This is a genomic window from Simplicispira sedimenti, assembly GCF_022760965.1.
GTDB classification, from domain to species: Bacteria; Pseudomonadota; Gammaproteobacteria; order Burkholderiales; family Burkholderiaceae_C; genus Simplicispira; species Simplicispira sedimenti.
On sequence record NZ_JAKVIJ010000011.1, the window covers coordinates 33,170 to 56,408 of the forward strand.

At 64.6% G+C, this 23,239-nt stretch carries 21 protein-coding genes and 1 tRNA gene; 12 read left to right on the forward strand and 10 right to left on the reverse strand.

Going from position 1 to position 23,239, the window contains the following annotated elements; translation table 11 throughout:
• Positions 1–92 precede the first annotated feature (92 nt).
• Positions 93–557, reverse strand: coding sequence for a Cd(II)/Pb(II)-responsive transcriptional regulator (locus MJ602_RS12575; protein ID WP_162016240.1), 465 nt, complete (start codon positions 555–557; stop codon positions 93–95).
• Positions 558–624: 67 nt separating this feature from the next.
• On the opposite strand from MJ602_RS12575, the gene MJ602_RS12580 reads away from it, so the two are divergent.
• The 5 genes from MJ602_RS12580 (at position 625) to MJ602_RS12600 (ending at position 4,913) form a co-directional block, all read left to right on the forward strand.
• Positions 625–1,245, forward strand: a complete 621-nt coding sequence (locus MJ602_RS12580) for a cation efflux transmembrane domain-containing protein (protein WP_243021113.1) — start codon at positions 625–627, stop codon at positions 1,243–1,245.
• 76 nt (positions 1,246–1,321) lie between these two features.
• Positions 1,322–1,939: a YitT family protein gene (locus MJ602_RS12585; RefSeq protein WP_243021114.1), complete on the forward strand. Its 618-nt coding sequence runs from the start codon at positions 1,322–1,324 to the stop codon at positions 1,937–1,939.
• A 114-nt stretch (positions 1,940–2,053) separates the two neighbouring features.
• Positions 2,054–2,581 (forward strand): DUF411 domain-containing protein, encoded by a 528-nt coding sequence (locus MJ602_RS12590; protein WP_243021115.1) that lies wholly within the window; start codon positions 2,054–2,056, stop codon positions 2,579–2,581.
• Positions 2,578–3,573, forward strand: a complete 996-nt coding sequence (locus MJ602_RS12595; RefSeq protein WP_243021116.1) for a P1 family peptidase — start codon at positions 2,578–2,580, stop codon at positions 3,571–3,573. The genes MJ602_RS12590 and MJ602_RS12595 overlap by 4 nt, the downstream gene beginning before the upstream one ends.
• Before the next feature lie 17 nt (positions 3,574–3,590).
• Entirely contained in the window at positions 3,591–4,913 is a 1,323-nt protein-coding gene (locus tag MJ602_RS12600) for a TAXI family TRAP transporter solute-binding subunit (RefSeq protein ID WP_243021117.1), read from the forward strand.
• On the opposite strand, the gene MJ602_RS12605 is transcribed toward MJ602_RS12600, so the two are convergent.
• Together MJ602_RS12605 and ettA are read right to left on the reverse strand one after the other, a co-directional pair.
• Entirely contained in the window at positions 4,914–7,292 is a 2,379-nt protein-coding gene (locus tag MJ602_RS12605; protein WP_243021118.1) for a DUF1631 family protein, read from the reverse strand.
• 45 nt (positions 7,293–7,337) lie between these two features.
• Positions 7,338–8,999, reverse strand: a complete 1,662-nt coding sequence (gene ettA, locus MJ602_RS12610; RefSeq protein ID WP_162016233.1) for an energy-dependent translational throttle protein EttA — start codon at positions 8,997–8,999, stop codon at positions 7,338–7,340.
• A 244-nt stretch (positions 9,000–9,243) separates the two neighbouring features.
• On the opposite strand from ettA, the gene MJ602_RS12615 reads away from it, so the two are divergent.
• The 3 genes from MJ602_RS12615 to MJ602_RS12625 all read left to right on the forward strand — a co-directional run bounded on the left by MJ602_RS12615 (position 9,244) and on the right by MJ602_RS12625 (position 13,169).
• Positions 9,244–10,938, forward strand: a complete 1,695-nt coding sequence (locus MJ602_RS12615) for a DEAD/DEAH box helicase (protein ID WP_243021119.1) — start codon at positions 9,244–9,246, stop codon at positions 10,936–10,938.
• Positions 10,939–11,285: 347 nt separating this feature from the next.
• Positions 11,286–13,028, forward strand: coding sequence for a M14 family zinc carboxypeptidase (locus tag MJ602_RS12620; protein WP_243021120.1), 1,743 nt, complete (start codon positions 11,286–11,288; stop codon positions 13,026–13,028).
• Positions 13,029–13,092: 64 nt separating this feature from the next.
• Positions 13,093–13,169: transfer RNA gene (locus MJ602_RS12625), tRNA-Arg, on the forward strand.
• A 74-nt stretch (positions 13,170–13,243) separates the two neighbouring features.
• On the opposite strand, the gene mnhG is transcribed toward MJ602_RS12625, so the two are convergent.
• The 6 genes from mnhG to MJ602_RS12655 are packed head-to-tail and all read right to left on the reverse strand — an operon-like array spanning position 13,244 to position 19,259.
• On the reverse strand, positions 13,244–13,594 hold the full coding sequence (gene mnhG, locus MJ602_RS12630; RefSeq protein WP_243021121.1) for a monovalent cation/H(+) antiporter subunit G: 351 nt from the start codon (positions 13,592–13,594) through the stop codon (positions 13,244–13,246).
• A complete protein-coding gene (locus tag MJ602_RS12635; RefSeq protein ID WP_243021122.1) occupies positions 13,591–13,875 on the reverse strand; it encodes a K+/H+ antiporter subunit F in 285 nt (94 codons plus the stop codon). Before MJ602_RS12635 ends, mnhG begins: the two co-directional genes overlap by 4 nt.
• A complete protein-coding gene (locus MJ602_RS12640) occupies positions 13,872–14,390 on the reverse strand; it encodes a Na+/H+ antiporter subunit E (protein WP_162016228.1) in 519 nt (172 codons plus the stop codon). The genes MJ602_RS12635 and MJ602_RS12640 overlap by 4 nt, the downstream gene beginning before the upstream one ends.
• Positions 14,387–16,012, reverse strand: a complete 1,626-nt coding sequence (locus MJ602_RS12645; protein ID WP_243021123.1) for a monovalent cation/H+ antiporter subunit D — start codon at positions 16,010–16,012, stop codon at positions 14,387–14,389. Before MJ602_RS12645 ends, MJ602_RS12640 begins: the two co-directional genes overlap by 4 nt.
• Positions 16,009–16,350, reverse strand: a complete 342-nt coding sequence (locus MJ602_RS12650; RefSeq protein WP_243021124.1) for a Na+/H+ antiporter subunit C — start codon at positions 16,348–16,350, stop codon at positions 16,009–16,011. Before MJ602_RS12650 ends, MJ602_RS12645 begins: the two co-directional genes overlap by 4 nt.
• Positions 16,350–19,259: a monovalent cation/H+ antiporter subunit A gene (locus tag MJ602_RS12655; protein ID WP_243021198.1), complete on the reverse strand. Its 2,910-nt coding sequence runs from the start codon at positions 19,257–19,259 to the stop codon at positions 16,350–16,352. Before MJ602_RS12655 ends, MJ602_RS12650 begins: the two co-directional genes overlap by 1 nt.
• A gap of 389 nt (positions 19,260–19,648) precedes the next feature.
• On the opposite strand from MJ602_RS12655, the gene MJ602_RS12660 reads away from it, so the two are divergent.
• The gene (locus MJ602_RS12660) at positions 19,649–19,933 is read left to right on the forward strand and encodes a 7(1) septoil knot domain-containing protein (RefSeq protein ID WP_162016224.1); all 285 of its coding nucleotides are present in this window, start codon (positions 19,649–19,651) and stop codon (positions 19,931–19,933) included.
• Between the two features lie 12 nt (positions 19,934–19,945).
• Here MJ602_RS12660 and MJ602_RS12665 read toward each other — a convergent pair whose 3' ends face one another.
• Positions 19,946–20,791, reverse strand: coding sequence for a fumarylacetoacetate hydrolase family protein (locus tag MJ602_RS12665; RefSeq protein ID WP_243021125.1), 846 nt, complete (start codon positions 20,789–20,791; stop codon positions 19,946–19,948).
• Between the two features lie 147 nt (positions 20,792–20,938).
• On the opposite strand from MJ602_RS12665, the gene MJ602_RS12670 reads away from it, so the two are divergent.
• From MJ602_RS12670 to MJ602_RS12680, 3 genes are all read left to right on the forward strand, one after another.
• The gene (locus MJ602_RS12670) at positions 20,939–21,532 is read left to right on the forward strand and encodes a chromate transporter (RefSeq protein WP_243021126.1); all 594 of its coding nucleotides are present in this window, start codon (positions 20,939–20,941) and stop codon (positions 21,530–21,532) included.
• Entirely contained in the window at positions 21,529–22,122 is a 594-nt protein-coding gene (locus MJ602_RS12675; RefSeq protein WP_243021127.1) for a chromate transporter, read from the forward strand. Before MJ602_RS12670 ends, MJ602_RS12675 begins: the two co-directional genes overlap by 4 nt.
• Before the next feature lie 202 nt (positions 22,123–22,324).
• The gene (locus tag MJ602_RS12680) at positions 22,325–23,233 is read left to right on the forward strand and encodes a diguanylate cyclase domain-containing protein (RefSeq protein WP_162016220.1); all 909 of its coding nucleotides are present in this window, start codon (positions 22,325–22,327) and stop codon (positions 23,231–23,233) included.
• Positions 23,234–23,239 lie beyond the last annotated feature (6 nt).

The window sequence follows — 23,239 nt, forward strand, 5'->3', positions numbered from 1 at the left end:
GGGAGGATGATAGCGGGCGACAGAATATTTGAATGAAATATGGCTCTAGCGCTTATTTATCAATCGCAATCAGCTATCAATATAGTAGCAAATCAAACATGCCGCAAGGGGCCACCAGGTCGTGGAGACTCGCCACCGGGTTGGGCATCTGCCTGGGCATGCAGCGCTTCGATGATGCGGCAGTGCGCGCCTGTGCCGTCGCAGCCGTTGCGCAGATCCAGCAGACTGCGCTCCAGCGCCTGCAGCTCCTGCAGGCGTTCGCGCACATGCTGCAGGTGGGCGTCGATGGTGGTGCAGGCGGCATCGCAGTCGGCCTTGGAGCGCAGGTCCAGCGACAGCAGCGAGCGCACTTCGTCCAGCGACATGTCCATGGCCCGGCACAGGCGGATGAAGCGCAGACGGTGCACATCGGCATCGCTGTAGAGCCGGTAGCTGTTGTCGGCACGCACACCGGCGGGCAGCAGGCCTTCCTTCTCGTAGTAGCGGATGTTGGCCGCCGTCACGCCCGAGCGGCGGGCTGCGTCGCCGATACGATGGTGGGGGGTTGGCGCAGACATGCTTGACCTTGAAGTGGCTTGAGGGTTTCCAATCATGCCATCGATCGCTTGTTCTGGAGAAACCCCTATGTCCGCCCATTGCCATGGCGGCTGCTGCAGCAGCCCACCCCCCAGCGCCGATCCGCGCTACCGCCGGATTCTGTGGATTGCGCTGCTCGTCAACGCTGCCATGTTTGTTGTGGAGCTGGGGGCTGGCGTGCAGTCGGGCTCGGCAGCGCTGTTGGCCGACGCCATCGACTTTGCGGGCGATGCGGCCAACTACGGCGTGTCGCTGTGGGTACTGGCCATGGCCACCGCCTGGCGCGCGCGCGCAGCCTTGCTCAAGGGTGCAAGCATGCTGGCCTTTGGCGTGTTCGTGATTGCGCGCGTGACCTGGGGTGCGCTGCAGGGCGTGCCGCCCGAGCCCGTCACCATGGGTGCCATCGGCCTGCTGGCCCTGGCGGCCAACCTGGGTGTGGCCGTGCTGCTCTACGCCTGGCGCGAGGGTGACGCCAACATGCGCAGCGTCTGGCTGTGTACGCGCAACGACGCCCTGGGCAACCTGGCCGTGCTGGCGGCCGCGCTGGGTGTGTTTGGCACCGGCGCCGCCTGGCCCGACCTGGCGGTGGCAGCCATCATGGCGAGCCTGGCCATCAGTGGCGGCATCAGCGTGATCCGGCAGGCGCTGGGGGAATTGCGCGCGGGGTAGGCTGCCGACATCGGTGGGGCTGTAGTGCAACCGTGTTCCAATTCCTCTCCCCCCGCTTTTCTATTGCACGCCGCCAATGACCGCGCCCACCCCTCCCGCCGCCGAGCCCCACAGCGCCACCGAAGACGTGGTAGCTATCTTTACCGGGGTGCTGATGATTTCCGTGGGCGTGGCGTTCTTCACCAGTGCAGGCTTGCTGACCGGCGGCACGGCGGGCCTGGCCTTTTTGTTGCACTACGCCACTGGCGAGGGCTTCGGCAAGATCTTCTTCGTGCTCAACCTGCCGTTCTACTGGCTCGCGCTGCGCAAGCTGGGGCGCGAATTCACGCTCAAGACCTTTGTGGCGGTGCTGCTGCTGTCGCTGATGACCGAGTGGCAGCACCAGTGGCTGCAGATGGCACGCATCGAACCGCTGTACGCCGCCATTGCCGGGGGATTGATCACCGGCACCGGCTTTCTGGCGCTGTTTCGCCACCGTTGCAGCCTGGGCGGGGTGGGCATCGCTGCGCTGTACGTGCAAGACCGCTACGGTTGGCGTGCAGGCAAGGTACAAATGGCGGTGGACTGCTGCATTGTGCTGCTGGCCCTGTGGACGGTAGAGCCCCTGCGCGTGGCTTGGTCGGTGGTGGGCGCCGTGGCGCTCAACCTGGTGCTGGCCTTGAACCACCGGCCTGGGCGCTACACCGGCACTTGAGCCACCGGACGGAACCTTTGCGCACCGCAGCGGCTCCGATCGAGGGAGATGCCGCACAATGTCTGTAGCGCGCCATTTCGGATTTCCTCTCCATTGAACGCCCCAAGGATCGCCATGCCATCCCAACCTCGCCCTCCCCTGCGCTCCCTGCCCCGCCGCCAGTGGCTGACCACCGCCCTGCCCCTGTTGGGGGCGGGTGTGGCGGCCATCACTTGGCCCCGCTGGAGCCAGGCCGCCACACCCCAAGGCACGCCTGTGGAACTTTGGAAGGACCCCAGCTGTGGCTGCTGCCATGACTGGGTGACCCACATGGAAGCCGCCGGCTTCCAGTTCAAGGTGCACGACATCGGCAACACCGGCGCCCGCGCGCGCCTGGGCTTGCCACAAAAGCTGGGCTCCTGCCACACTGCCCTGGTCGGCGGTTATGTGATCGAGGGCCATGTCCCCGCCGCAGACGTGCGCCGCCTGTTGCAGCAAAAGCCCAACGCACTGGGCCTGGCGGTGCCGGGCATGCCGGTGGGATCACCCGGCATGGACGGCCCGGTGTACGGCAACCGGCGCGACCCCTACGATGTGCTGCTGGTGGCACGCGACGGCAGCACGCGCGTGTTCAGCAGCTACCACCAGGGCGCCAAGGCATGAGCAGCGCCACCGATCCTGGCAGCATCACCCGCGTGGCTGGGATCGAGGTGGGACATTTCACCGACACGCGCCGCCCCACGGGCTGCAGCGTGGTGATCGCCCGTGAGGGTGCCGTGGCCGGGGTGGACGTGCGCGGCGCGGCGCCTGGAACCCGTGAAACCGATTTGCTCGACCCCTGCAACCTGGTCGAAAAAGTGCATGCCGTGATGCTCTCGGGCGGTAGCGCCTGGGGCCTGGAGGCCGCCACGGGCGCCGTGCGCTGGCTGGAAGAGCAAGGCGTGGGGCTGGACATTGGCGTAGGCCGGCTTCCGCTCGTGCCTTCGGCCGTACTGTTCGATCTGATGGTGGGCGACATGCGCATCCGGCCCGATGCGGCGGCGGGCCACGCCGCCTGCGCCGCCGCCTCGCGCGCCGACCCGGCCGAGGGCAATGTCGGTGCGGGCACGGGGGCCAGCGTGGGCAAGATGTTCGGCATGGCGCGGGCCATGAAGGGCGGCATTGGCAGCGCTTCGGTCACGGTCGATGGTGTGACAGTGGGCGCGCTCATTGCCTGCAACGCGGTGGGCGATGTGATCGACCCCGACACTGCGCAACCTGTGGCGGGCGCCCGCACCGCCGATGGATTGCGCCTGGCCGATACCCGGCGTGCGCTGTTGCGCGGCGAGTTGGCGCAGTCGCTGCTGGCGGGCACCAACACCACCATTGGCGTGGTGGCGACCGATGCGGTCATCACCAAGGCGCAGGCGCACCGTCTGGCCGTTGCCGCGCACGATGGCCTGGCGCGCAGCATCAACCCGGTGCACACCCAGCTCGATGGCGACACGCTGTTCACCCTTGGCACGGGCCTGGCGGGCAGGAACCCCGGCATGCTGCTGCTGTGCGCGCTGGCCGCCGAGGCCACGGCCCGCGCCACGCTGCGTGCGGTGCAGGCGGCGCGCAGCATCACCACGCCCGAGGGGCTGCTTCTTCCGTGCATGGCAGATCTCGGCTGAGAGCGCGTTCCAACCTCATGTCCCAGGCCTTCCGAAACTCGTTGCTCTCGCTGCGCGACATGATCGTGTCCGCCGGGCCGCTGGCTTTGCTGCCGGTGCTGTTGCTGGCACTGGCCTACTGGTGGCTTCAGCCCACACCACCCAAGACCGTGGTGTTGGCCACCGGCCCGGCGCAGAGTGCCTACGAGGAATTCGGCAAGCGCTACCAGCAGGCGCTGGCTGTGGAAGGCATCACGGTGCAGTTGCTGCCCAGCGAGGGCTCGCTGACCAATCTGCAACTGCTGCGCGAGGGCCACGCCGACCTGGCCTTTGTGCAGGGTGGCACCGCCGTGCTGCAGCCTGAAGACCATGAACAGTTGCGGTCGCTGGGCAGCCTGTTTGTCGAGCCTTTGTGGCTGTTCTATCGTGAAAAAGCCGCGCGCCGCGTGTCGCCTTCCGGACGGCTCGACGCCTTGCCCCAATTGCAGGGCCTGCGCGTGAATGTGGGCAGTGCAGGCAGTGGCGTGCCTACGCTGATCGACAAGCTGCTCGAAGCCAACCACCTTGACACCCAGGCGCTGAAGGTGTCGCGATTGGAGCAGACACCGGCCACGGTGGCTTTTCTGGCGGGCGACATCGACGTGCTGGTGTTTGCCTCGGCCCCCGAATCGCCCATGGTGCAGATGCTGTTGCAGACCCCAGGCGTGCGTCTGATGGACTTTCCGCAAAACGAGGCCTATGGACGTCGCTTTCCGTTTCTCACACCCGTCACCCTGCCCCGGGGCGTGGTGGATCTGGCGACCAACGTGCCCCCTGCCGATGTACGCTTGGTGGCGTCCACCACCGCCCTGCTGGCGCGCGAGGGCACCCACCCCGCCCTGTTGCAGCTCTTTGCCCAGAGCGCCCAGGGTCTGCATGGGGGCGCGGGCTGGTTCAACCGGGCACGCGAGTTTCCGGGCACACGCAATAACGAGCTGCCCATCGCACCCGAGGCCGACCGCGCCATCAACGAGCCGGTGCCGCTGTTGCAGCGCTACTTGCCATTCTGGCTGGCCAATCTGATCGAGCGCATGTGGCTGGTGCTGGGCATCCTGATCGCCGTCATGCTGCCGCTCTCGCGCGTCGTGCCGCCGCTTTACCAGTTCCGCGTGCGTTCGCGGGTGTTCCGCTGGTATGGACGGCTGCGCAGTGTGGAAGACGACATGGCCGCCGGGCGCATGCCTGCCAGCGCGGCCATCGAGGCACTGGACGCACTGGAGGCCCAGGTACTCAAGGTGAGCGTTCCGCTGGCCTATGCCGATGAGTTGTATGCCTTGCGCAACCACATTCAGCTGGTGCGCAAGAAAGTTCCCGACGCCTGATTATTTTCGGGTGTTGCTTGGGCGCTTGCTGCGACGGGCGCTGGCCATGGCGCCGATGGCACGATCCACCACATGCTGGCGCGGCAGCACGCGCAACAGCCCTTCGGCCGCCAGCTTGTCGCGCATGCGTCGGGTCATGGACTGGGTGCTACCGTCTGCACCGGTAAAAAGGAACAAGGTGTTGTGCGGGCTGGCCCAGGTAAGCTGGGTGCGCACCACCTTGCCATTGGTCACCAGATCGACCCAGGCACCGATGTAGAAAGGGTCTTCATCGACCTCTTGCTCCGGGCTCGCCTCTGGCGCCGAGTCTTCGAGGTTGACGTCAAGACCTGCCACGCTCGATGTGGCTTCCTGTTCCAGAATGGCCTCGGCAGTGTCCGACGAAGGATCCACATCCAGCGCTGCCTGCTGGGACGCCAGCTCGGCGGCATCAAGCACCTGCTGGTGCAACAGCACCAGCCGCTCGATCAAGGCGTTGGTCTCTTCCACCGGGTGGTCAATGGACTGCAGCCCCTGGCGCAGCTTGGCCAACATGGAGGGAATGACTTCAATCAGGCGATCCTTGTCGGTGCCCACCAAGGCGGGCTGCACGCTCCAGAACAGCTCCGGGATCAAGGCCAGGTAACCGCCAGGGTCGCCATCTGCCGCACCGGGTTGCTGCACCTGGGCCTGAGCCGCCACGCGGACCCAGGGGCCGGTGGCAAAGTCCATGATGTCCGCAGGCACGTGGCCGACACCCGAGAGCTTCAGGATGTTGGCAGCAATCTTTTCAGCCAGCATTTCCCTTTGCTCGGCCTGCAGCAGTGCCTGCTGCTCGGCTTCCCGTCGGGCCTGCAGCTTCTTCTCCTGCTGCGCCCAAGCCGACTCCAGGGCCTTGAGAACGGCCTCAAAGGGGGCGGCGCTGGTAATTTCTTTTTGGGCCAGATGATCCACTGCCTGCTGCACCAGGCGCATGTAGCTGCGAAACCCGGAGGCGTTGACGTCGGTGTAGGCCAGGCTGCGCTGGGTCACTTCGTCCAGCAGTCTGCGCGCGGGGTGGTTGGCGTCGCTGAAAAAGCGCACGTCATAACGCACCAGCTGGCGAATGGCTGGCTCCATGCGTTGCACGGCCTGCTGCACCGGCGGCAGCAGGCGAGAATCCTGAGCGATGTTCTCCACCATGCGCGCAACGACTTCAGCCGCCTGTGCTGGAGATGCCTCTTCTGCCGCGCCATAGCTCACCCCATACAGACTGCGCGGGGCACTGTGCCCGCTGGGGACATAGCCAGGCTGGCTGCTGCCAGCCAAGCGCCCCACCAGACGTTCCAGCTGGGCGATGTCTTCCATGGCCTCGGCGGCGGACACATTCATGGGCGCGTAATGGCCGCTGATGGGCGCGCCCTGCGTGGAATAGGGTGCCACCTCACCTCCGCGCCGCCCTGTCATGCCGGCTGGAGCCATCGGCATCGGCGCGCGCACCGACTCAAAGGGATCGCCCCCTCCGGCCAACATCTGGCGCAAGATGCCGACGGTAAGCAAGGCCTCCTCCGCCTCGGAAGCCAGCCCCCCCATGCCGGGATCGGCCGCGGCCCATCCCGTGCGGCCGTATCCGGTGGGCGGGCCATAGCCTGTACCGCCGCCATAGCTGCCGCCATGGCCACTGGGAGCGCCTCCCCACTGGCTGCCCGGGGCGGCGTAGGCATTGCCATAGGCGCTGCGTCCCGCTGGGCCGTAGCCCGTTGAAGCCCCCGGCGCAGCTCCAAACCCCACAGGCTGCACGCCCTGGTCGCGCAGGCTTTGCGCCGCGCGCTTGTAAACATCCACCAGCAGGCTGCCCAACTGTGTGCGCATGGGCTGCATCCAGGCTTCGCGAATGGGTGAGGCCACGCCGGTATCGGCAATGACCTGCTGCAGGGCGCGAATGTAGTTTTCTGGACGCAGCGGATTGCGTTCAGGGTGCACGCGGCGCAGCCCCTGGGCCGCACTGACCAGGCCGTTGAGCTCGGAAAGCACCGCCTCGGTCGCATGCACGGCCAGTTGCTGGGCGCGTGAAAGCTCCACCTGCGCCTGCACTTCGTCGTCATCCACCAGGGAGAGCTCGCCAAAATCCAGCCCGGTGGCATCGGCCTTGGTGGTGCGCGCTGGCTCCGGGCCGTCCGCAAACACCTCCAGCAGCGCCATTGGGTAGCCTTTGAGCAGCGCTGCCTCGTGCTGGTTGAGCAGGCGCAGCGCATCGCTGGCCAGGTTGCGCCGCGCAATGTCGCGCAACTCGCTTTCCTGAGTGGCCAGCGCCCCCCGCGTCACCGTCACCAACTGCTGCATCAGCGACTCGCCCTCGCGCACCGCGTTGACGACGCAGGCACGAAACACCGTCCGTGAACCGGGAGCTGGTTGTTGCATTTTGTTGCAGGCGGGTGGATTGTTCGCGGGTCTCCTATCGTACTTCTACTTGAGTGCTTTGAAGCGCATGCGGTGCGGGCGAGCGCCCTCTTCACCCAGGCGTTTTTTCTTGTCGGCTTCGTACTCCTGATAGTTGCCGTCAAAGAAGGTCCATTGGCTGTCACCTTCGGCGGCCAGGATGTGCGTGGCGATACGGTCGAGGAACCAGCGATCGTGGCTGATGACCAACACCGTGCCTGCGTATTCAAGCAGTGCGTCTTCCAGCGCGCGGAGGGTTTCCACGTCGAGGTCGTTCGAGGGTTCGTCGAGCAGCAGGACGTTGCCGCCCTGGATCAGGGTCTTGGCCAGGTGCAGGCGTCCGCGCTCGCCGCCCGAGAGCATGCCCACCTTCTTCTGCTGGTCGCCGCCGTTGAAGTTGAAGCGGCCGCAATAGGCGCGGCTGGCCATCTGGAACTTGCCGATGTTGAGCATGTCCAGACCGCCAGAGACGTCTTCCCAGACGGTTTTTTCATTGGCCAGCACGTCGCGGTGCTGGTCCACGAATGCCATCTTCACGGTCTGGCCGATCACCACTTCACCGCTGTCGGGCTGCTCCTTGCCGGCGATCAGCTTGAACAGCGTCGATTTACCAGCGCCGTTCGGGCCGATGATGCCGACGATGGCGCCCGCTGGGATGTTGAAGCTCAGGTTGTCGATCAGCAAGCGGTCGCCGAAGGACTTGCTGACGTTCTTGAACTCGATGACCTGGCTGCCTAGGCGGTCGGCCACAGGAATGAAGATTTCCTGCGTCTCGTTGCGCTTTTGGTATTCGTAATCGCTCAGCTCCTCGAAGCGGGCAATACGTGCCTTGCTCTTGGCCTGGCGGCCCTTGGCGTTCTGGCGCACCCACTCCAGTTCCTTCTTCAGGGCCTTGGCGCGGGCTTCCTCACCCTTCTGCTCGGCCTCCAGGCGGTTCTGCTTCTGCAGCAGCCAGTCGGAATAGTTGCCCTTGTACGGAATACCGTGGCCGCGGTCCAGTTCGAGAATCCACTCGGCCGCGTTGTCGAGGAAGTAGCGGTCGTGGGTGATGGCCACCACGGTGCCAGGGAAACGCTGCAGGAACTGCTCCAGCCAGTCCACCGATTCAGCGTCCAGGTGGTTGGTGGGTTCGTCGAGCAGCAGCATGTCGGGCTTGGACAGCAGAAGGCGGCACAGCGCGATGCGGCGCTTTTCACCGCCAGAAAGCACGCCGACCTTGGCGTCCCAGGGCGGCAGGCGCAGCGCGTCGGCGGCGATTTCGAGCTGGTGCTCGGAGTCGGTGCCGGCCGTGGCGATGATGGCCTCCAGGCGCGCCTGCTCGGCGGCCAGCGCGTCAAAGTCGGCATCCTCTTCGGCGTAGGCGGCGTACACCTCTTCCAGCTTGGCCTTGGCGGCGAACACTTCACCCATGGCCTCTTCCACGCTCTCGCGCACCGTGTGCTCGGGGTTGAGTTGGGGCTCCTGCGGCAGATAACCGATCTTCAGGCCCGGCATGGGAATGGCCTCGCCCTCAATCTCCTTGTCCACGCCCGCCATGATCTTGAGCAGCGTGGACTTGCCAGAGCCGTTGAGACCGAGCACACCGATCTTGGCGCCAGGGAAGAAAGAGAGCGAAATGTCCTTCAGGATCTGCCGCTTGGGCGGCACGATCTTGCTGACACGGTTCATGGAATAGACGTATTGGGCCATGGAGTTGTTTCTGTCAAAAAGTGCGGCAATTGTGCCGTGGGCAAACCGTGATTATCGACTCATGCGACAATAGCCATGCGCCGTGCCCTCCAGTGGACACGGCATCAGCAACATGTGCTGGGGACAGCAATCCCGATTTGCACCGTCCCATCCGAAAGAACCATCGGCTTGACACTGGCTCGGCAGCCCACAGCGGTTGTACCGACAGGCTGATCCCCGGCGCCCGGAAGGCGCATCTCCCTACATGACATTTGACGAACTGAACCTGGCCCCGGCCATCCTGAAGGCCGTGCGCGAGCAGGGCTATGAAAACCCCACCCCGATCCAGGCGCAAGCCATTCCTGCCGTGCTGCAGGGCCAGGATCTGCTGGCCGGCGCACAGACCGGCACGGGCAAGACGGCCGCCTTCACGCTGCCCTTGCTGCACCGCCTTTCACAGCAGCCCGCCCCGCAAGGCAAGCGCGGTGGCAAAGGCTTGCGCGCGCTGATCCTGACGCCCACGCGCGAGCTGGCCGCACAGGTCGAGGAATCCATCCGCACCTACGGCAAGTACCTCGATCTGGACTCCACGGTGATCTTCGGCGGCGTCGGCATGAACCCGCAGATCGACCGCATCCAGCGCGGTGTGGATTTCCTCGTGGCTACGCCCGGCCGCCTGCTGGACCTGCAGCAGCAGGGGCACCTGGACCTGTCCACCGTCGAAGTGCTGGTGCTTGATGAAGCCGACCGCATGCTGGACATGGGCTTCATCCATGATGTGAAGAAGATTCTTGCCCTGGTGCCGCGCGAAAAGCAGAGCCTGCTGTTCTCGGCCACCTTCAGCGACGAAATCCGCGAACTGGCCAACACCTTGCTGCGCAACCCGCAAAGCATCCAGGTCACGCCGCGCAACACCACGGTGCAGCGCATCAGCCAGGTCATTCACCCCGTGGGCCGCGCCAAGAAAAAGCAAGTGCTGCTGCACATCATCCAAGAGAACGATTGGAGCCAGGTGCTGGTGTTCACGCGCACCAAGTTTGGCGCCAACAACGTGGCCGACTTTCTGCAGAAAAACGGCGTCACGGCCATGGCACTGCACGGCAACAAGAGCCAGAGCGCTCGCACGCAGGCGCTGGAGGGTTTCAAGACCGGTCAGATCCGCGCCCTGGTGGCCACCGACATTGCCGCCCGCGGCATCGACATCGACGACCTGCCGCATGTCGTCAACTATGAGATCCCGAACGTCCCCGAGGACTACGTGCACCGTATTGGCCGCACGGGTCGCGCCGGGCGTGAAGGCCAGGCTGTGAGCCTGGTCTGCATGGACGAAGAGGGCTTCATGATGGAGATCGAGCGCTTCACCAAGCAGGAAATCCCCGTGCAAATCCTCGATGGCTTCGGCCCGGACGAAGGCGAAAAGGCCGAGCCCATTGCGATGGGTCGCCAGACCCTCTGGGGCGGCGCTGGCAAGCCACCGAGCCGCGACGTGATGCTGGCCGCCGCCAAGGCCGCCCGCAGCGAGATGATGGAGCGCATCCGCACCAACAAGGCCCCCCAGGGCGAGCGCGGCAACCGTCAGGGTGCCAACGCCGGTGCGGGTAAAGCGGGCGGTAACGGCCAACGCAAAAAGCCTGCCGGCCAAGGCAACGCGGGTGGGGGGCACAGCCAGGGCCAGGCGGCGCGCCAAGGGCAACCGGCACCCCGTGGCAATCGCCAGGGACCACAGCAAGCCGGTGGTGGCCGCAACCGCAGTGGCTCGGCTCCTGGCGCGGGCGGTCCGCAGCGCTTCGAAGACCAGCCGCCACGCCCCGACGCACACCTGGGTACCCACAGCGGCCTGAACCTGCAGGCCCGCCGTGGCATGGGAGGCTCCGGCCAACCCGACCCCATGCGCACCAGCATCGACAGCATGGCCGACCGTGGCCGTCGTCGCGGCGGCCCCCGCGGCTTCAGCCGCTGAAACCCAGTCGCTGCGCCCTGCCTTCCTGTCAGCGCGCATCCCTGGAAGCTGCATATTTGTAACAATTTGCAGCCACCGCCCGTCCCTCAAGCGCCAGCAGCTATTGTTTTGATAGCTACTGGCGCTTTTGCTATTGGAGCATCGACAGCCGGGCCTCTCCGATGACGCGTGCCATCCACCACACCAGACCTTGTGCGCCTGTGACTGCCCAGCGGCTTCGCAGGTAATATGCCGCCCTACCCCGGCCCCATGTGGCGGCGCCAGGGCACCGTGGTCCACGCATGAGCCTCTCGCAAATTTCCAGCTCTCCAACCCCCAGCCGCGCGGGCGCCCGGCCCTGCGCGCTCATGGCTGCAGCCCTGACCAGCGCACTGCTGGCAGGCTGTGCCAGCACCCCGCTCCCCCCCTGGCCCGATCGCAATGCCAGCCGTCCCCCTCCTCCGGTGCGCCAGATTCCGCCGCCCAGCCGCCAGGAACAGGCCCCGGCGCCCATGGCCCGCCCTGGTGTGGTGCTGCCCGCGCCGGTGCCACGCACCGCCGATGGGGCGACGACGGCGCCCGTGGTCCGTCCCTCGCTGGCTCCACTGACTGGCACCCTGCCCGACCTGCCCTACCGGCCTGAAGTGGCAGCGCGCTTCCCCGACCCGCCCATCCTCTACCACACCCCAGGTCTGCACCCCGATCGCCGCGCCTTCACCACCAATGCCGAAATTGGCCAGTGGCTCCATGCCCTGGCCCAGCAAACCACACCGCCGACCACCCGGGCCACCGTGTTGCAACTGGGCCCATCGCAACGGGGAGCCCCGATACACGCCCTGGTCCTGACCCAGGAACGCGACGAGCAACCGCAAGCCTTGGCCGAGAGCAAACGCCCCACGGTGCTGCTCATCGGACAGCAGCACGGCGATGCACCAGCCTCCAGCGAGGCACTCTTGGTGGTGGCCCAGGAACTGGCGCAGGGCTTGTTGGCACCTTTGCTGGAGCGGATCAACGTCATCATCGTGCCGCGCGCCAACCCCGACGGTGCCGAAGCAGGCACTGCCGCAACAGCGGACGGCACCGACCTCCAACGCGACCATCTGCTGCTGCACAGCCCCGAAGCCCGCGTACTGAACCAACTCGTGCGCGATTACCGGCCCATGGTGGTGCTCGACAGCGGCGAATTCCCTGCCGCAGGCGCCGTGCTGACGCAGTTTGGCGGCCTGAACCGGCATGACGCCCACCTGAGCTACGCCACCACCGGCAACGTCCACGAGTTCGTGACCAAGGCCGCACGCGAATGGATGCAACAGCCGCTGGAACAGGCATTGCAGGGCTTGGGCTTGGCCGTGGAATGGGCGCACAGCCCGTCTGCCGTGCCTGGCGAGCGCCGCATGGTCATGGACAGCGTGCAGCCCGACAGTGGCCGCAACCTGTGGGGCCTCAAGCACGCAGTCAGCCTGCGCGTAGCCAGCCGTGGCGTAGGTCTGGGCCGTACCCATATCCAGCGACGCGTACACACCCAGGTCAATGCCATGGCCGCCGCACTGCGCATGGCCTCCGAGCGCGCAGCGCGCCTGGAACAAGTGCGCTCCTTCGTCATACGTGACACCGTGGCGCTGGCCTGCCGCAACAAGGTGGTGGTGCAGGCCGCGCACACCACCGAAAGCCGCGAACTCACCCTGCTGAACCCGGACACTGGCGCAGACATGCCGACCACCGTGGAATGGGACAGCGCACTGCGCCTGAGCCCCACACTGGAACGCGCACGCCCCTGCGGCTATTGGGTCGCACCCACGGCACAGCCGGCCATCGAGCGCTTGCGCCTGCATGGCTTGCAGGTACTGCGGGTTGCAGAAGCGGGAGCGGTACTGGCCGAAGCACCCCAGTCACCCGGCACCACAGCGGCAAGCCCGTTGGCGCGCACCGCAATCGATGTGCCGGCAGGCAGCTATTACGTCCCTCTAAACCAGCCCATGGCCAACGTAGCCATCGCCGCGCTGGAAGCCGACACCCCCTTTGGCTTCGCAAGCCAGCGCCTCGTCGGTCTGCCCGAAGAAGTGTTGCGCGTGATGGTGACACCCAGCTTGGTATTTGAAGACATGGAATAGGCCTGATCAGGCATCAAGGCAGCACAGCATCCGGTTATGATCCGGGGCCTTGCAAAGGCCACACCTGCCCGTAGCTCAACCGGATAGAGCAATAGCCTTCTAAGCTATAGGTCGGGGGTTCGAGTCCCTCCGGGCAGGCCACATCAGCGCTCCAGATCGTCTAACAACCTCTCAAAACCCGCACGTTTCAGGCGCGTTGGGCTGAAATGGCTGCTTTATGGAATCGTTTGATCTCCTGGTTCATTCCTGGATTCGCGCTGATCTCTGTAATACGCGGCGCGCATGATCAACATTGCCACCACGGGCGCCGTCATCAGTACAAACACACTGATGAGCAACTCGTGAATGACCAGCCGCGACTGGGTTACCGTGAAATACACCATCGATGCGATGAGGATGCAGCCGGCGCCAAGTGTGACGGCGATCGCCGGGCCATGGATTCGCTGATAAAAACTCTGCAACCGCGCCAGGCCGGTTGCGCCAATCAAGGTGATCAAGCCCCCCAGTACCAGCAACAGCGCAACCGGAATGGCTGCCCACCAAGGCAAGGCTTCCACACTGATCATTCAATCACCTCCCCGCGCATCAGGAACTTGGCCAGCGCGATCGTTGAAACAAAACCAACCAGGGCAATCATCAGCGCCGCCTCAAAGTAGATCTGGCTGCCATGCCTGATGCCGAGCATGAGCACGAGCAGCATGGTGCACATCCACAGGGTGTCGAGCGCGAGGACGCGGTCCTGGGCAGACGGGCCGATCATCAGGCGCCATGTGCACAACAGCATCGACAGGACTACGCAGGCCATCGCGAAAAAAGAGGCTGCCGAAAGCAGTGCGGCTGTCGTCATGTGTGGCCTTTTTCGGTAGCGGACGACTCAAAAACCTCCATGATGGGGCGCTCGTACCGGCTCTTGATCGTATCCACCCACCATGCCTCGTCGTGCAGGTCGAAGACGTGCAACAGCAGTTCGTGTTTGTCTGGGAGATGATCCACCCACACGGTTCCGGGGGTGGTATTGATCAGGCACGAGAGCAAAGCCAGACCATGCGGACTGCGCAGGTCGAGCGGCACGCGGATGAACTGTGAATTCACATTGGCCGAGCGCCGCAGCATGATGATTTGGGAGACGTTGAAGCAAGACCGCACGATCTCGACAATCGAAAAACCCATCAAGCGCAGCAGCGCCAGTGGGCGGCGGAGCTGGGCGTAGCCATGGGGCTGCAAAGGCCTTGCCAAAAGGGGTGCCACAATCCCCAGCAAACCGCCCAGAAGCCAGTGGCCAGGTTCCAGGGTCTGGTTCAGCAGCAGCCACATGAGCAGCAAACCCACCGACAGCAATGGGGATGGCAACCAGCGCTTCATCGTGGCACCTCGATCTGCGGTACTCGCTGCACGGGCTGCTCCCCCAATACGCGCTGGGGGTAGTCCTGGCTGCGCAACAACCCCTCAGTGGTGCGCCCCAGGAAATCAAAAACGGCACCGGACTGCACCGTCAGTGCCATGCAGAGGGCCACCAATCCGCCGATGGATGCCGCCTCAGTGACTTGCAGCGGCGGCGATTTGACCACTCCCGATGCCCAAAATATACGCACCCCCAGGCGCATCAACGCAATGATGGCGGCCAGCCCGCCAACGACCATCAACGCGATCAGCAGCCAGGTGCTCCATGGGACGGCTTCTGGGCTGGCCGCAAGCAGGGCATGGAACAGGCTGAACTTGGCCACAAAACCCGCCAACGGTGGCATGCCTGAGATGACCAGAGCGCAGACGACAAAACTCAGGCCCAGGAACGTGAATGTGCCAGGAATGCCCACGCCGACGGGGTCTTCCGGTTTGTCCTCCACGGCAAAGGCTTCCATGGTCAACGCCAGCATGGCGGATCCCGGTGGCCGGATGCGCTCGGTGAGCTCGATCAGCAACATGAACGCGGCCATCGCGAGCGTGGAGCCCAGCAGGTAATACAGTCCCGCTGCCAGCACTGCGGTGCCCGAATGGCCAATGACCGCCATCAGCGTGCCCGAGGAGATGATGGCGCCAAAACCGGCCATGCGCCCGCCGTCCTGGCTCGACAGCATGCCAATCGCTCCGAACAGCAAGGTGGCCATTCCGCCCGCAGTGAGTGCTGCCAGACCAAAGTGGCTCATCCCCCCGGCCTCGGCTCCAAACACTGCAAGCCAGACGCGCAACACGGCATATACGCCCACCTTGGTCATCAGCACCAGCATGGCACCCACGGGCGCGGAGGCCGAGGCGTAGGTGGTGGGCAGCCAGAACCCAAGCGGCCACATGGCGCCCTTGGTCAGGAAAGCCAGCGCCATCACCGTGGCGCCGATCTGCAACAGCCAGGTGTCCTGCGCCCCAAGCGCCGGGGCGCGACCCGCCAAATCTGCAATATTGAGTGTTCCCGATGCGGCATAGATCAGCGAGACACCGATGAGAAACAGCAGAGATGCCACCAGATTGACCGCGATGTACTGCATGCCTGCCTGGATACGGCGCAGGTTGTAGCCGTGCAGCACCAGCCCATAGGAGGCCGCCAGCATCACCTCGAAGAACACGAAGAGGTTGAACAGGTCATGGGTGAGAAATGCGCCGTTCAACCCCATCAGCATGAACTGGAACAGGGAATGAAAGCTGACGCCGACCCGATCCCAACGACGTGCCGAAAACACCAGCACGGCCAGCGCAATGGTGGAGGTCAGCACCAGCATCATGGCAGTCAACCTGTCCACCACCAGGGCAATGCCCACGGGGGCAGCCCAGTTTGACGCCAGATAGACGCCGATGCCTGCCGGCCAATGCTCCCCGTCGGCCATCAGCAGCAGCGCCACGGACACCACCCACAACAGCAGGCCGCTGCCGATGCCCAGAGCAAATTTCAGTCCGTAGCGGGTCTGGTTGATGGGAATCAGCAGCGCACCGACGATCAGTGGCAGCAGAACCGGCACGATGACCAGGTGTTGGATCCAGGGCAGCGCACTCATGGGCGAGGCTCCTCACCGTCCACATGGTCACTGCCAGACAGGCCCCTGGCACCGATCATCATCACCAGAAACAGCGCCGTGGTGGCAAAGCCAATCACGATCGCGGTCAGCACCAGCCCCTGTGGCAGCGGGTCGGCAAATTGGGTGGGATCGATGGGGAGGCTCGGTGTGATGGGCGGCTTGTCCACCGAGAGCCTGCCCATCGCAAAGATGAACAGGTTCACGGCATAGGACATCAAAAGCAGCCCGGTGATGAGCTGAAAGGTGCGCGGGCGCAGGATGAGCCAGATGCCCGAGCCGAAGACGATACCGATGGAGATGGCAAGGGTGATTTCCATCAGGAGGCCCTCCCCACGTCCGTCTGTTCATCGTGCGCCTCGGCCAGCTCACTTGTCTGGCGATGGCTCCGCACCGATTGGTGCGCCAGCGCGACCAGCATCAACATGGTGGTGCCCACCACCACAGCGAACACACCCAGATCGAACACGAACGCGCTGGGCAGATGCAACTCGCCCACCAGAGGCCAGTCCACATGCGCCGTATGGGTGGTGAGGAAGGGGTGACCAAACCACCAGGCCCCCAGGCCCGTGGTGCAAGCGATCAACAAGCCCGCGCCCAGCCAGCGATGGGGACGAAGATTGACATGGCTTTCGACCCAGGTGGTACCAGCCAGCATGTACTGAACCAGAAGCGCGACCGCAAAAATCAGACCTGCAACAAACCCCCCGCCGGGCAGGTTATGGCCACGCATGAAGAAATAGACCGCCATCACGCCCATCACCGGCAAGAGCAAACGCATGTAGATGCCAGGCACCAGCAGGTAGCCGCTATTGGCTTGCTCGGCCGGGCTTTGCCGACTCGCCGGATCACCCTCAAAGGTTTGCTGCGGCGGCAGGGCCACGCTTTCGGGAGCGGGACGGAAGCGGCGCAACAGTGCGTACACCGTCAAGGCGACGATGGTCAGCACGGTGATTTCACCGAGTGTGTCGAAGCTGCGGAAATCCACCAGCAGCACATTGACCACGTTGCTGCCGCCGCCACCGCTCAGCGCGTTCAGGAGAAAGAAGTCCGCCATGGTGTCCGGCGCTGGATGCACCAGCACCGCATAGGTCAACGCTGCCAGCGCAGCCCCGCCGCTGATGGCGATGGCGAGGTCACGCGCTCGGCGCCCCCAGTCGCTCCAAGAGCGTTGGGCCGAACCGGCGACGGACTCCAACCTGGGGGGCAACCAACGCAAGCCAAGCAGGATGAGAACCGTGGTCACGGTTTCCACCATCAATTGAGTCAAGGCCAGATCAGGAGCAGACAGCCACAGGAAGGTCGCTGCGGTCACGATGCCGGTGCCGCCAATCAGGGCCAGTGCGGCCAGGCGGTGGTATTTGGCCATCCAGGCCCCGGCCACTGCGCAGCCGGCCCCCACCAACCACAGGCCCGCAAACAGCGGATCGAAGTCTTGCAGGGGCAGCACGATCCATGCGGGCGGCGGGCCCGCCAGCCACAGTGGCACCACCAACAATCCCAGCATCATGAGCAGCAACTGTGCCTGCAACCGTTCAGTGCCGACATAGCGCAGCAAGCGGTCCGCCCCGCGGGTCATCTGCAGCATCACGCTTTCATACGCCTGGGCGCCGTTGAACCGATAAATCAGAGGCACATGCTCGCGTTGCTGGAGGTTGAAATGTCGGCGGAGCACCGCATACAACAGCACGCCGCCGCACAGTGCTGCCACGCTCATCACCAAGGGCAGATTGAAACCATGCCAAAGGGCCAGGTCATAGGTCGGTGCGGCATCCCCAAGCGTTGCGACCACCGCAAGGTTCAACAGCGGCTCGATGCTGAGCCCTGGAATGACACCCACGACCAGACAGGTGAATACCAGCAGTTCGACCGGCAGCCTCATCCAGTGCGGTGGTTCGTGCGGCTCTTTCGGAAGATTCTGCGCCGGAGCGCCAAAGAACACCGAGATGAAACGAAGCGAGTACGCAACGCCAAAGATGCCCATGGCCAAAGCTGCCACGGACATGGACCAATCCGTATCCCCGCCAACCAGGGCTGTTTCGGCAAAGAACATCTCCTTGGACAGGAATCCGTTGAGCAGGGGCACGCCCGCCATTGCCGCACTCGCCACAATGGCCAGCGTGGCCGTGATCGGCAAGGAATGGCGCAGGCCCCGCAACTGGCGCATGTCACGCGTTCCGCACTCGTGGTCGATGATGCCGACCGCCATGAACAGCGAGGCCTTGAACACGGCGTGATTGAGGATGTGGAAGATGGCGGCCACGATGGCCATGGGGGAGCCAATACCAATCAGCACCGTGATCAGACCGAGGTGACTGATGGTCGAATACGCCAGCAAGCCCTTGAGGTCGTGCTGAAAGATGGCGATGAACGCACCGATCAACAGGGTGCACACGCCGGCTCCACCGATCAGCCAAGTCCACTCCGGGGTGCCTGCCAACGCGGGCCAAAGGCGCACGAGCAAAAACACACCCGCCTTGACCATGGTGGCGGAATGCAGGTACGAAGACACGGGCGTGGGCGCTGCCATCGCGTGCGGCAGCCAGAAGTGGAAAGGGAACTGTGCGCTCTTGGTCAGGGCGCCGAGCGCGACCAAGACCAGTGCCGGCAGGTACAAGGCATGGGCGCGGATGGTGTCGCCCGCAGCAAGAACAGCGTCCAGGTCATAGCTGCCAACGATATGCCCCACCAGCAATACACCCACCAGCAGGCACAGCCCCCCGGTAGCGGTCACGGTGAAAGCCATGCGTGCGCCCCGCCGGGCGTCGGCGCGATGATGCCAATACCCGATCAGCAAGAAGGACGTGAGGCTGGTGAGCTCCCAAAACACCACCAGTTGCACCAGGTTGCCCGACAACACCACACCAAGCATGGAGCCCATGAAGGCCAGCAAAAAAGAGAAAAAGCGTGGAACCGGGTCCTCTGCCGACATGTAGTAGCGCGCGTACAGCACCACCAACAGGCCGATCGCCAGCACCAGCATGCTGAATATCCACGCCAGTCCATCGACCCGCAGTGCGAAGTTCAGCCCCATCGCAGGCAACCAGGCGAACTCGGTGCGCACTACCTCGCCACTGGCCACCTGGGGAAACAGCAGGCCGCCGATGAGCAATCCGCACACCGTGACCCCGATCGCCAGCCAGGACTCGCGGTTTCGCGCATCCTGGGGCATCAACGCCGCCAAAAGGCTGCCGACAAAGGGAGCAAGTACGAGGGTGGTAAGCAGCATCGAGGTCGTGGCCTGGTCGAATCGTGTGAATGTCAGATGGGGAAGGTAACGTTCAACTCCGCAAAGGAGTTGGCATGAAGGCAGACTGTACCGAACAGCAAGAGTTCTGCCGTGGGGCACGGCTATCTTAGCCACAAGATGCGCTGCGATTGGCCCTTCGGGCGCCCATGGCGGGCCTGGGTGCGCGGCTGTTCTGCCTACCCCTGCTCCAAGGCAAGCAAAGATCCTGCAATACACTCGCCACATTTGCAGGCCTGACGGCGGCTCTTGGAGCCAGTCGATGGCCTCCAGGTGTTTACCCACGAAACCTGCCGCCCCTTTGCCCGGTGCGCAAGGCAGATCCCATCCGGGTGGCCTACAAGGCGCCCCTCCTCCCATCGAAAGCAACCATGGCCAAGATTCTGGAGACCAAATACGATAGCCAGGCCGATGCAAAGGTCTGTGAAGTGGCCTACGAAAGCCAGGCCGACCTGTGCTGGTTCGAGGTGAACCACGCTACCCAAGCGCAGGGAGATGCGGTGTGGTGCTTTGTGGATTACGAGCAGCAGGCCAGCTTCAAGATCCTCTGGGTCAAGTACGAAACCCAGGCCGACCTCAAGGTCCACAAGGTCAAGTACGCCGAGCAGGCGGGCTGGCGCACCCCCAACCACAAGCTGCGCGGCAAGCTGGGCTGAGGCGCCCCACCGTCAGACCTGCACGCAGGTCTGGCACTGTTCACCCAGCCCGCCGGCTCCCAGGCGCACCACATCGCCGGGCTTCAGGAACACCGGCTGGGGCTTGCGGCCCAGGCCCACGCCGGCCGGGGTGCCGGTCAACACAATGTCGCCAGGCTCCAGACGCATGAACTGGCTGATGTAGGCCAGCACCTGCGGCACGCCAAAGATGAACTGCGAGGTGTGGCCGTCTTGCATGCGCTGGCCGTTGACTTCCAGCCACAGGCCGATGGCGTGCGGATCGGGCAGTTCGTCCGTGGTCACCAGCCAGGGCCCGATGGGGGCAAAGCTGTCGTGGCCCTTGCCTTTGTCCCACTGGCCGCCGCGCTCCATTTGCCAGGCGCGCTCGGACACGTCGTTGGCCAGCACATAGCCTGCCACATGCTGCAAGGCCTGCGCCTCGGCAATGCGCTGCGCCCGTGTGCCAATGACCACGCCCAGTTCCACCTCCCAGTCGGTCTTGGTGGCTCCGGGTGGAATGAGCAGAGGGTCGTTCGGGCCGCTGAGTGCGGTCACCGCTTTCATGAACAGCACGGGCTCGGTGGGCGGCTGCAGGCCGGCCTCCAGGGCATGGTCGCGGTAGTTCAGGCCCACGCACACGATCTTGCCCACGCCCGCCACGGGGCACGCCAGGCGCACCGGCTCTTGCACCGCAGGCAGGCGGGTGGCGTCGATGGCAGCCAGGGCCGCCAGGGTGCGCGGCGCCAGTTGCGCTGGCCCGATGTCGGGCAGCAGCATGGAAAGGTCGCGCAGGATGCCCTGGGCATCCAACATGCCGGGGCGCTCGGCGCCGGGCAGGCCGTAACGGATCAGTCGCATGGGAGTACTCTTGAGTTTGTAGCCAATGGCCTGAACCGCAAGCATAGCCCGGCATCAACGGCAGCATGCTTCCACGGCCATTTTGCTATACTATTGATAGCTATTGGCGCTTATAGATAGAGCGTTGAAGGCCAATTTTTCTTGAAAATGTCGCTGAACCCCTCCCCGCCTGCTGCCCACGCTCAGGATCACCCCCGGCCGCAAAGTCCCGCGGATCTGTTCTGGTCCTTCACATGGCTGGCGCTGCAGGGCTTTGGCGGCGTGGTGGCAGTGGTGCAGCGCGAACTGGTCGAGAAAAAGCGCTGGATGACCAATGAGGAGTTCCTGGAAGACTGGGCCGTGGCCCAGGTCATGCCGGGGCCCAATGTGGTGAATCTGTCGCTGATGATCGGTGACCGCCACTTTGGCCTGCGCGGCGGCCTGGCGGCGCTGGCAGGCATGCTCACGCTGCCCATGGTGCTGGCACTGGCGGCCGCGCTGCTCTATGCCCAGTGGGCCACCCACCCGGCCATGGCGGGAGCACTGCGCGGCATGGGCGCAGTGGCGGCGGGTCTGATCGGTGGCATGGCACTCAAGCTGGCAGCGTCGCTGCGCACGCATGTGCTGGGACCCTGGGTGTGCGCCGCCCTGGCGCTGGCCACCTTTGTGGCGGTGGTGTGGTGGCACATCCCGCTGTACGGCGTGCTACTGGTGCTGGGCGGTGTGGCCTGCGTCCTTACCTGGCGAAGACTGGCACCATGACCCAGGTCTTTGCACTGCAGGCCATGGACTGGCTAAACCTGTTTCTCTACTACCTGTCGATCTCGCTGCTGGCGGTGGGCGGCGCCATTGCCACAGCGCCCGACATGCACCGCTATCTGGTCAACCAACAAGCGTGGCTCACCGATGTGCAGTTCAACGCCAGCATTGCCATTGCCCAGGCAGCGCCAGGACCCAACGTGCTGTTTGTTGCGCTCATCGGTTGGCATGTGGGCCTCAACGCGGCAGGCGCCAGCCCCTGGGGTTGGGCCCTGGGCCTGTGGGGGGCGCTGGTCTGCATGGTGGGCATCATGCTGCCCAGCACCACACTGACCTGGCTGGCCACGCGCTGGGCCCACCGCAACCGGCAGCGGCGTTCGGTGCGGGCCTTCAAGCAAGGCATGGCGCCCGTGGTCATCGGGCTGCTGATGGCTGCCACCTGGGTGCTGGGCCGTGGCCAGGGCCAGCCAACCACCGATGCCCTGCTCTGGCTGCTGGCTGCGGTGGTGGCCGTGCTGGTGTGGCGCACGCGCCTGCACCTGCTGTGGCTGCTGGCTGCTGGGGCCTTGTTGGGTGCGTTGGGCTGGGTCTGAGGGCCGTTCCAGGCCCATTCTTTCTACCCTGCTGTCGGTCTGTTGCTGCCTTGGTGGCTGGCGCAGGTTTGCTGCACTGCGGTATTGATCCAGCACAGGTAACGCCGTTTTTTTATGCACAAGGCGTCTTGGCGCCTCTATGCTGGCGCGCATACACATTCAGCAACAAATAGCGCCCCAGGCGAATGATGGAGACAGGCTGATGGATGCACAGGCAACGATCCTGGTGGTGGATGACTCGCCCGAAAACCTACAGGTTCTCTCTGCCGTTCTGAAGGGACAGTACAAGGTCAAGGTCGCCCTGAATGGGGAACGCGCCCTGGCGCTGGCACAGGCCGAGCCAACCCCGGACCTCATCCTGCTGGATGTGATGATGCCCGGCATGGACGGATATGAAGTCTGCAAGCATCTCAAGAGCCATGCAGCCACAGCCAATATTCCGGTACTGTTTGTCTCCTCGCGCGACGAGGAGGAAGACGAGGCCCGCGGCCTGTCACTAGGCGCCATCGATTACATCGTCAAGCCGATCCGGCCCTCCATCGTGCAGGCACGCGTGCGCAATCACCTGGATCTCAAACGCAGCCGCGACCTGCTGCAACGCCTGACCACGCAGGACCACCTCACCGGCATCAGCAACCGGCGCCGGTTCGATGATTTTCTGGACATGGAATGGCGCCGCGCAGCGCGCGAGCAGGCCCCCATCTCGTTGATCGCCATCGATATCGATCACTTCAAGGCCTACAACGACCACTACGGACACCCTGGTGGCGACCAATGCCTGATCGAGGTGGCACGCACGCTGGCCACCTGCGTGACACGCCCCTGCGACCTGGTCGCCCGCTGTGGCGGAGAAGAGTTTGCCTGTGTGCTGCCCAGCACCGACAGCGCTGGCGCAGCCAACCTGGCCGAGCAGATCCGCCTGGGCATCCTGGCCCGGGCGCTGGAACACGCGCAGTCCGGCACACACACGCATGTCACCATCAGCCTGGGCGTGGCCACCGTGGTACCACAAGCCGACGAGTCGCACCAGGCGTTGGTGGATCTGGCCGACGCTGCGCTCTACGAAGCCAAGAGCGCGGGGCGCAACCGCCACGTGCTCAAGGCGCGCTAGCGCGCC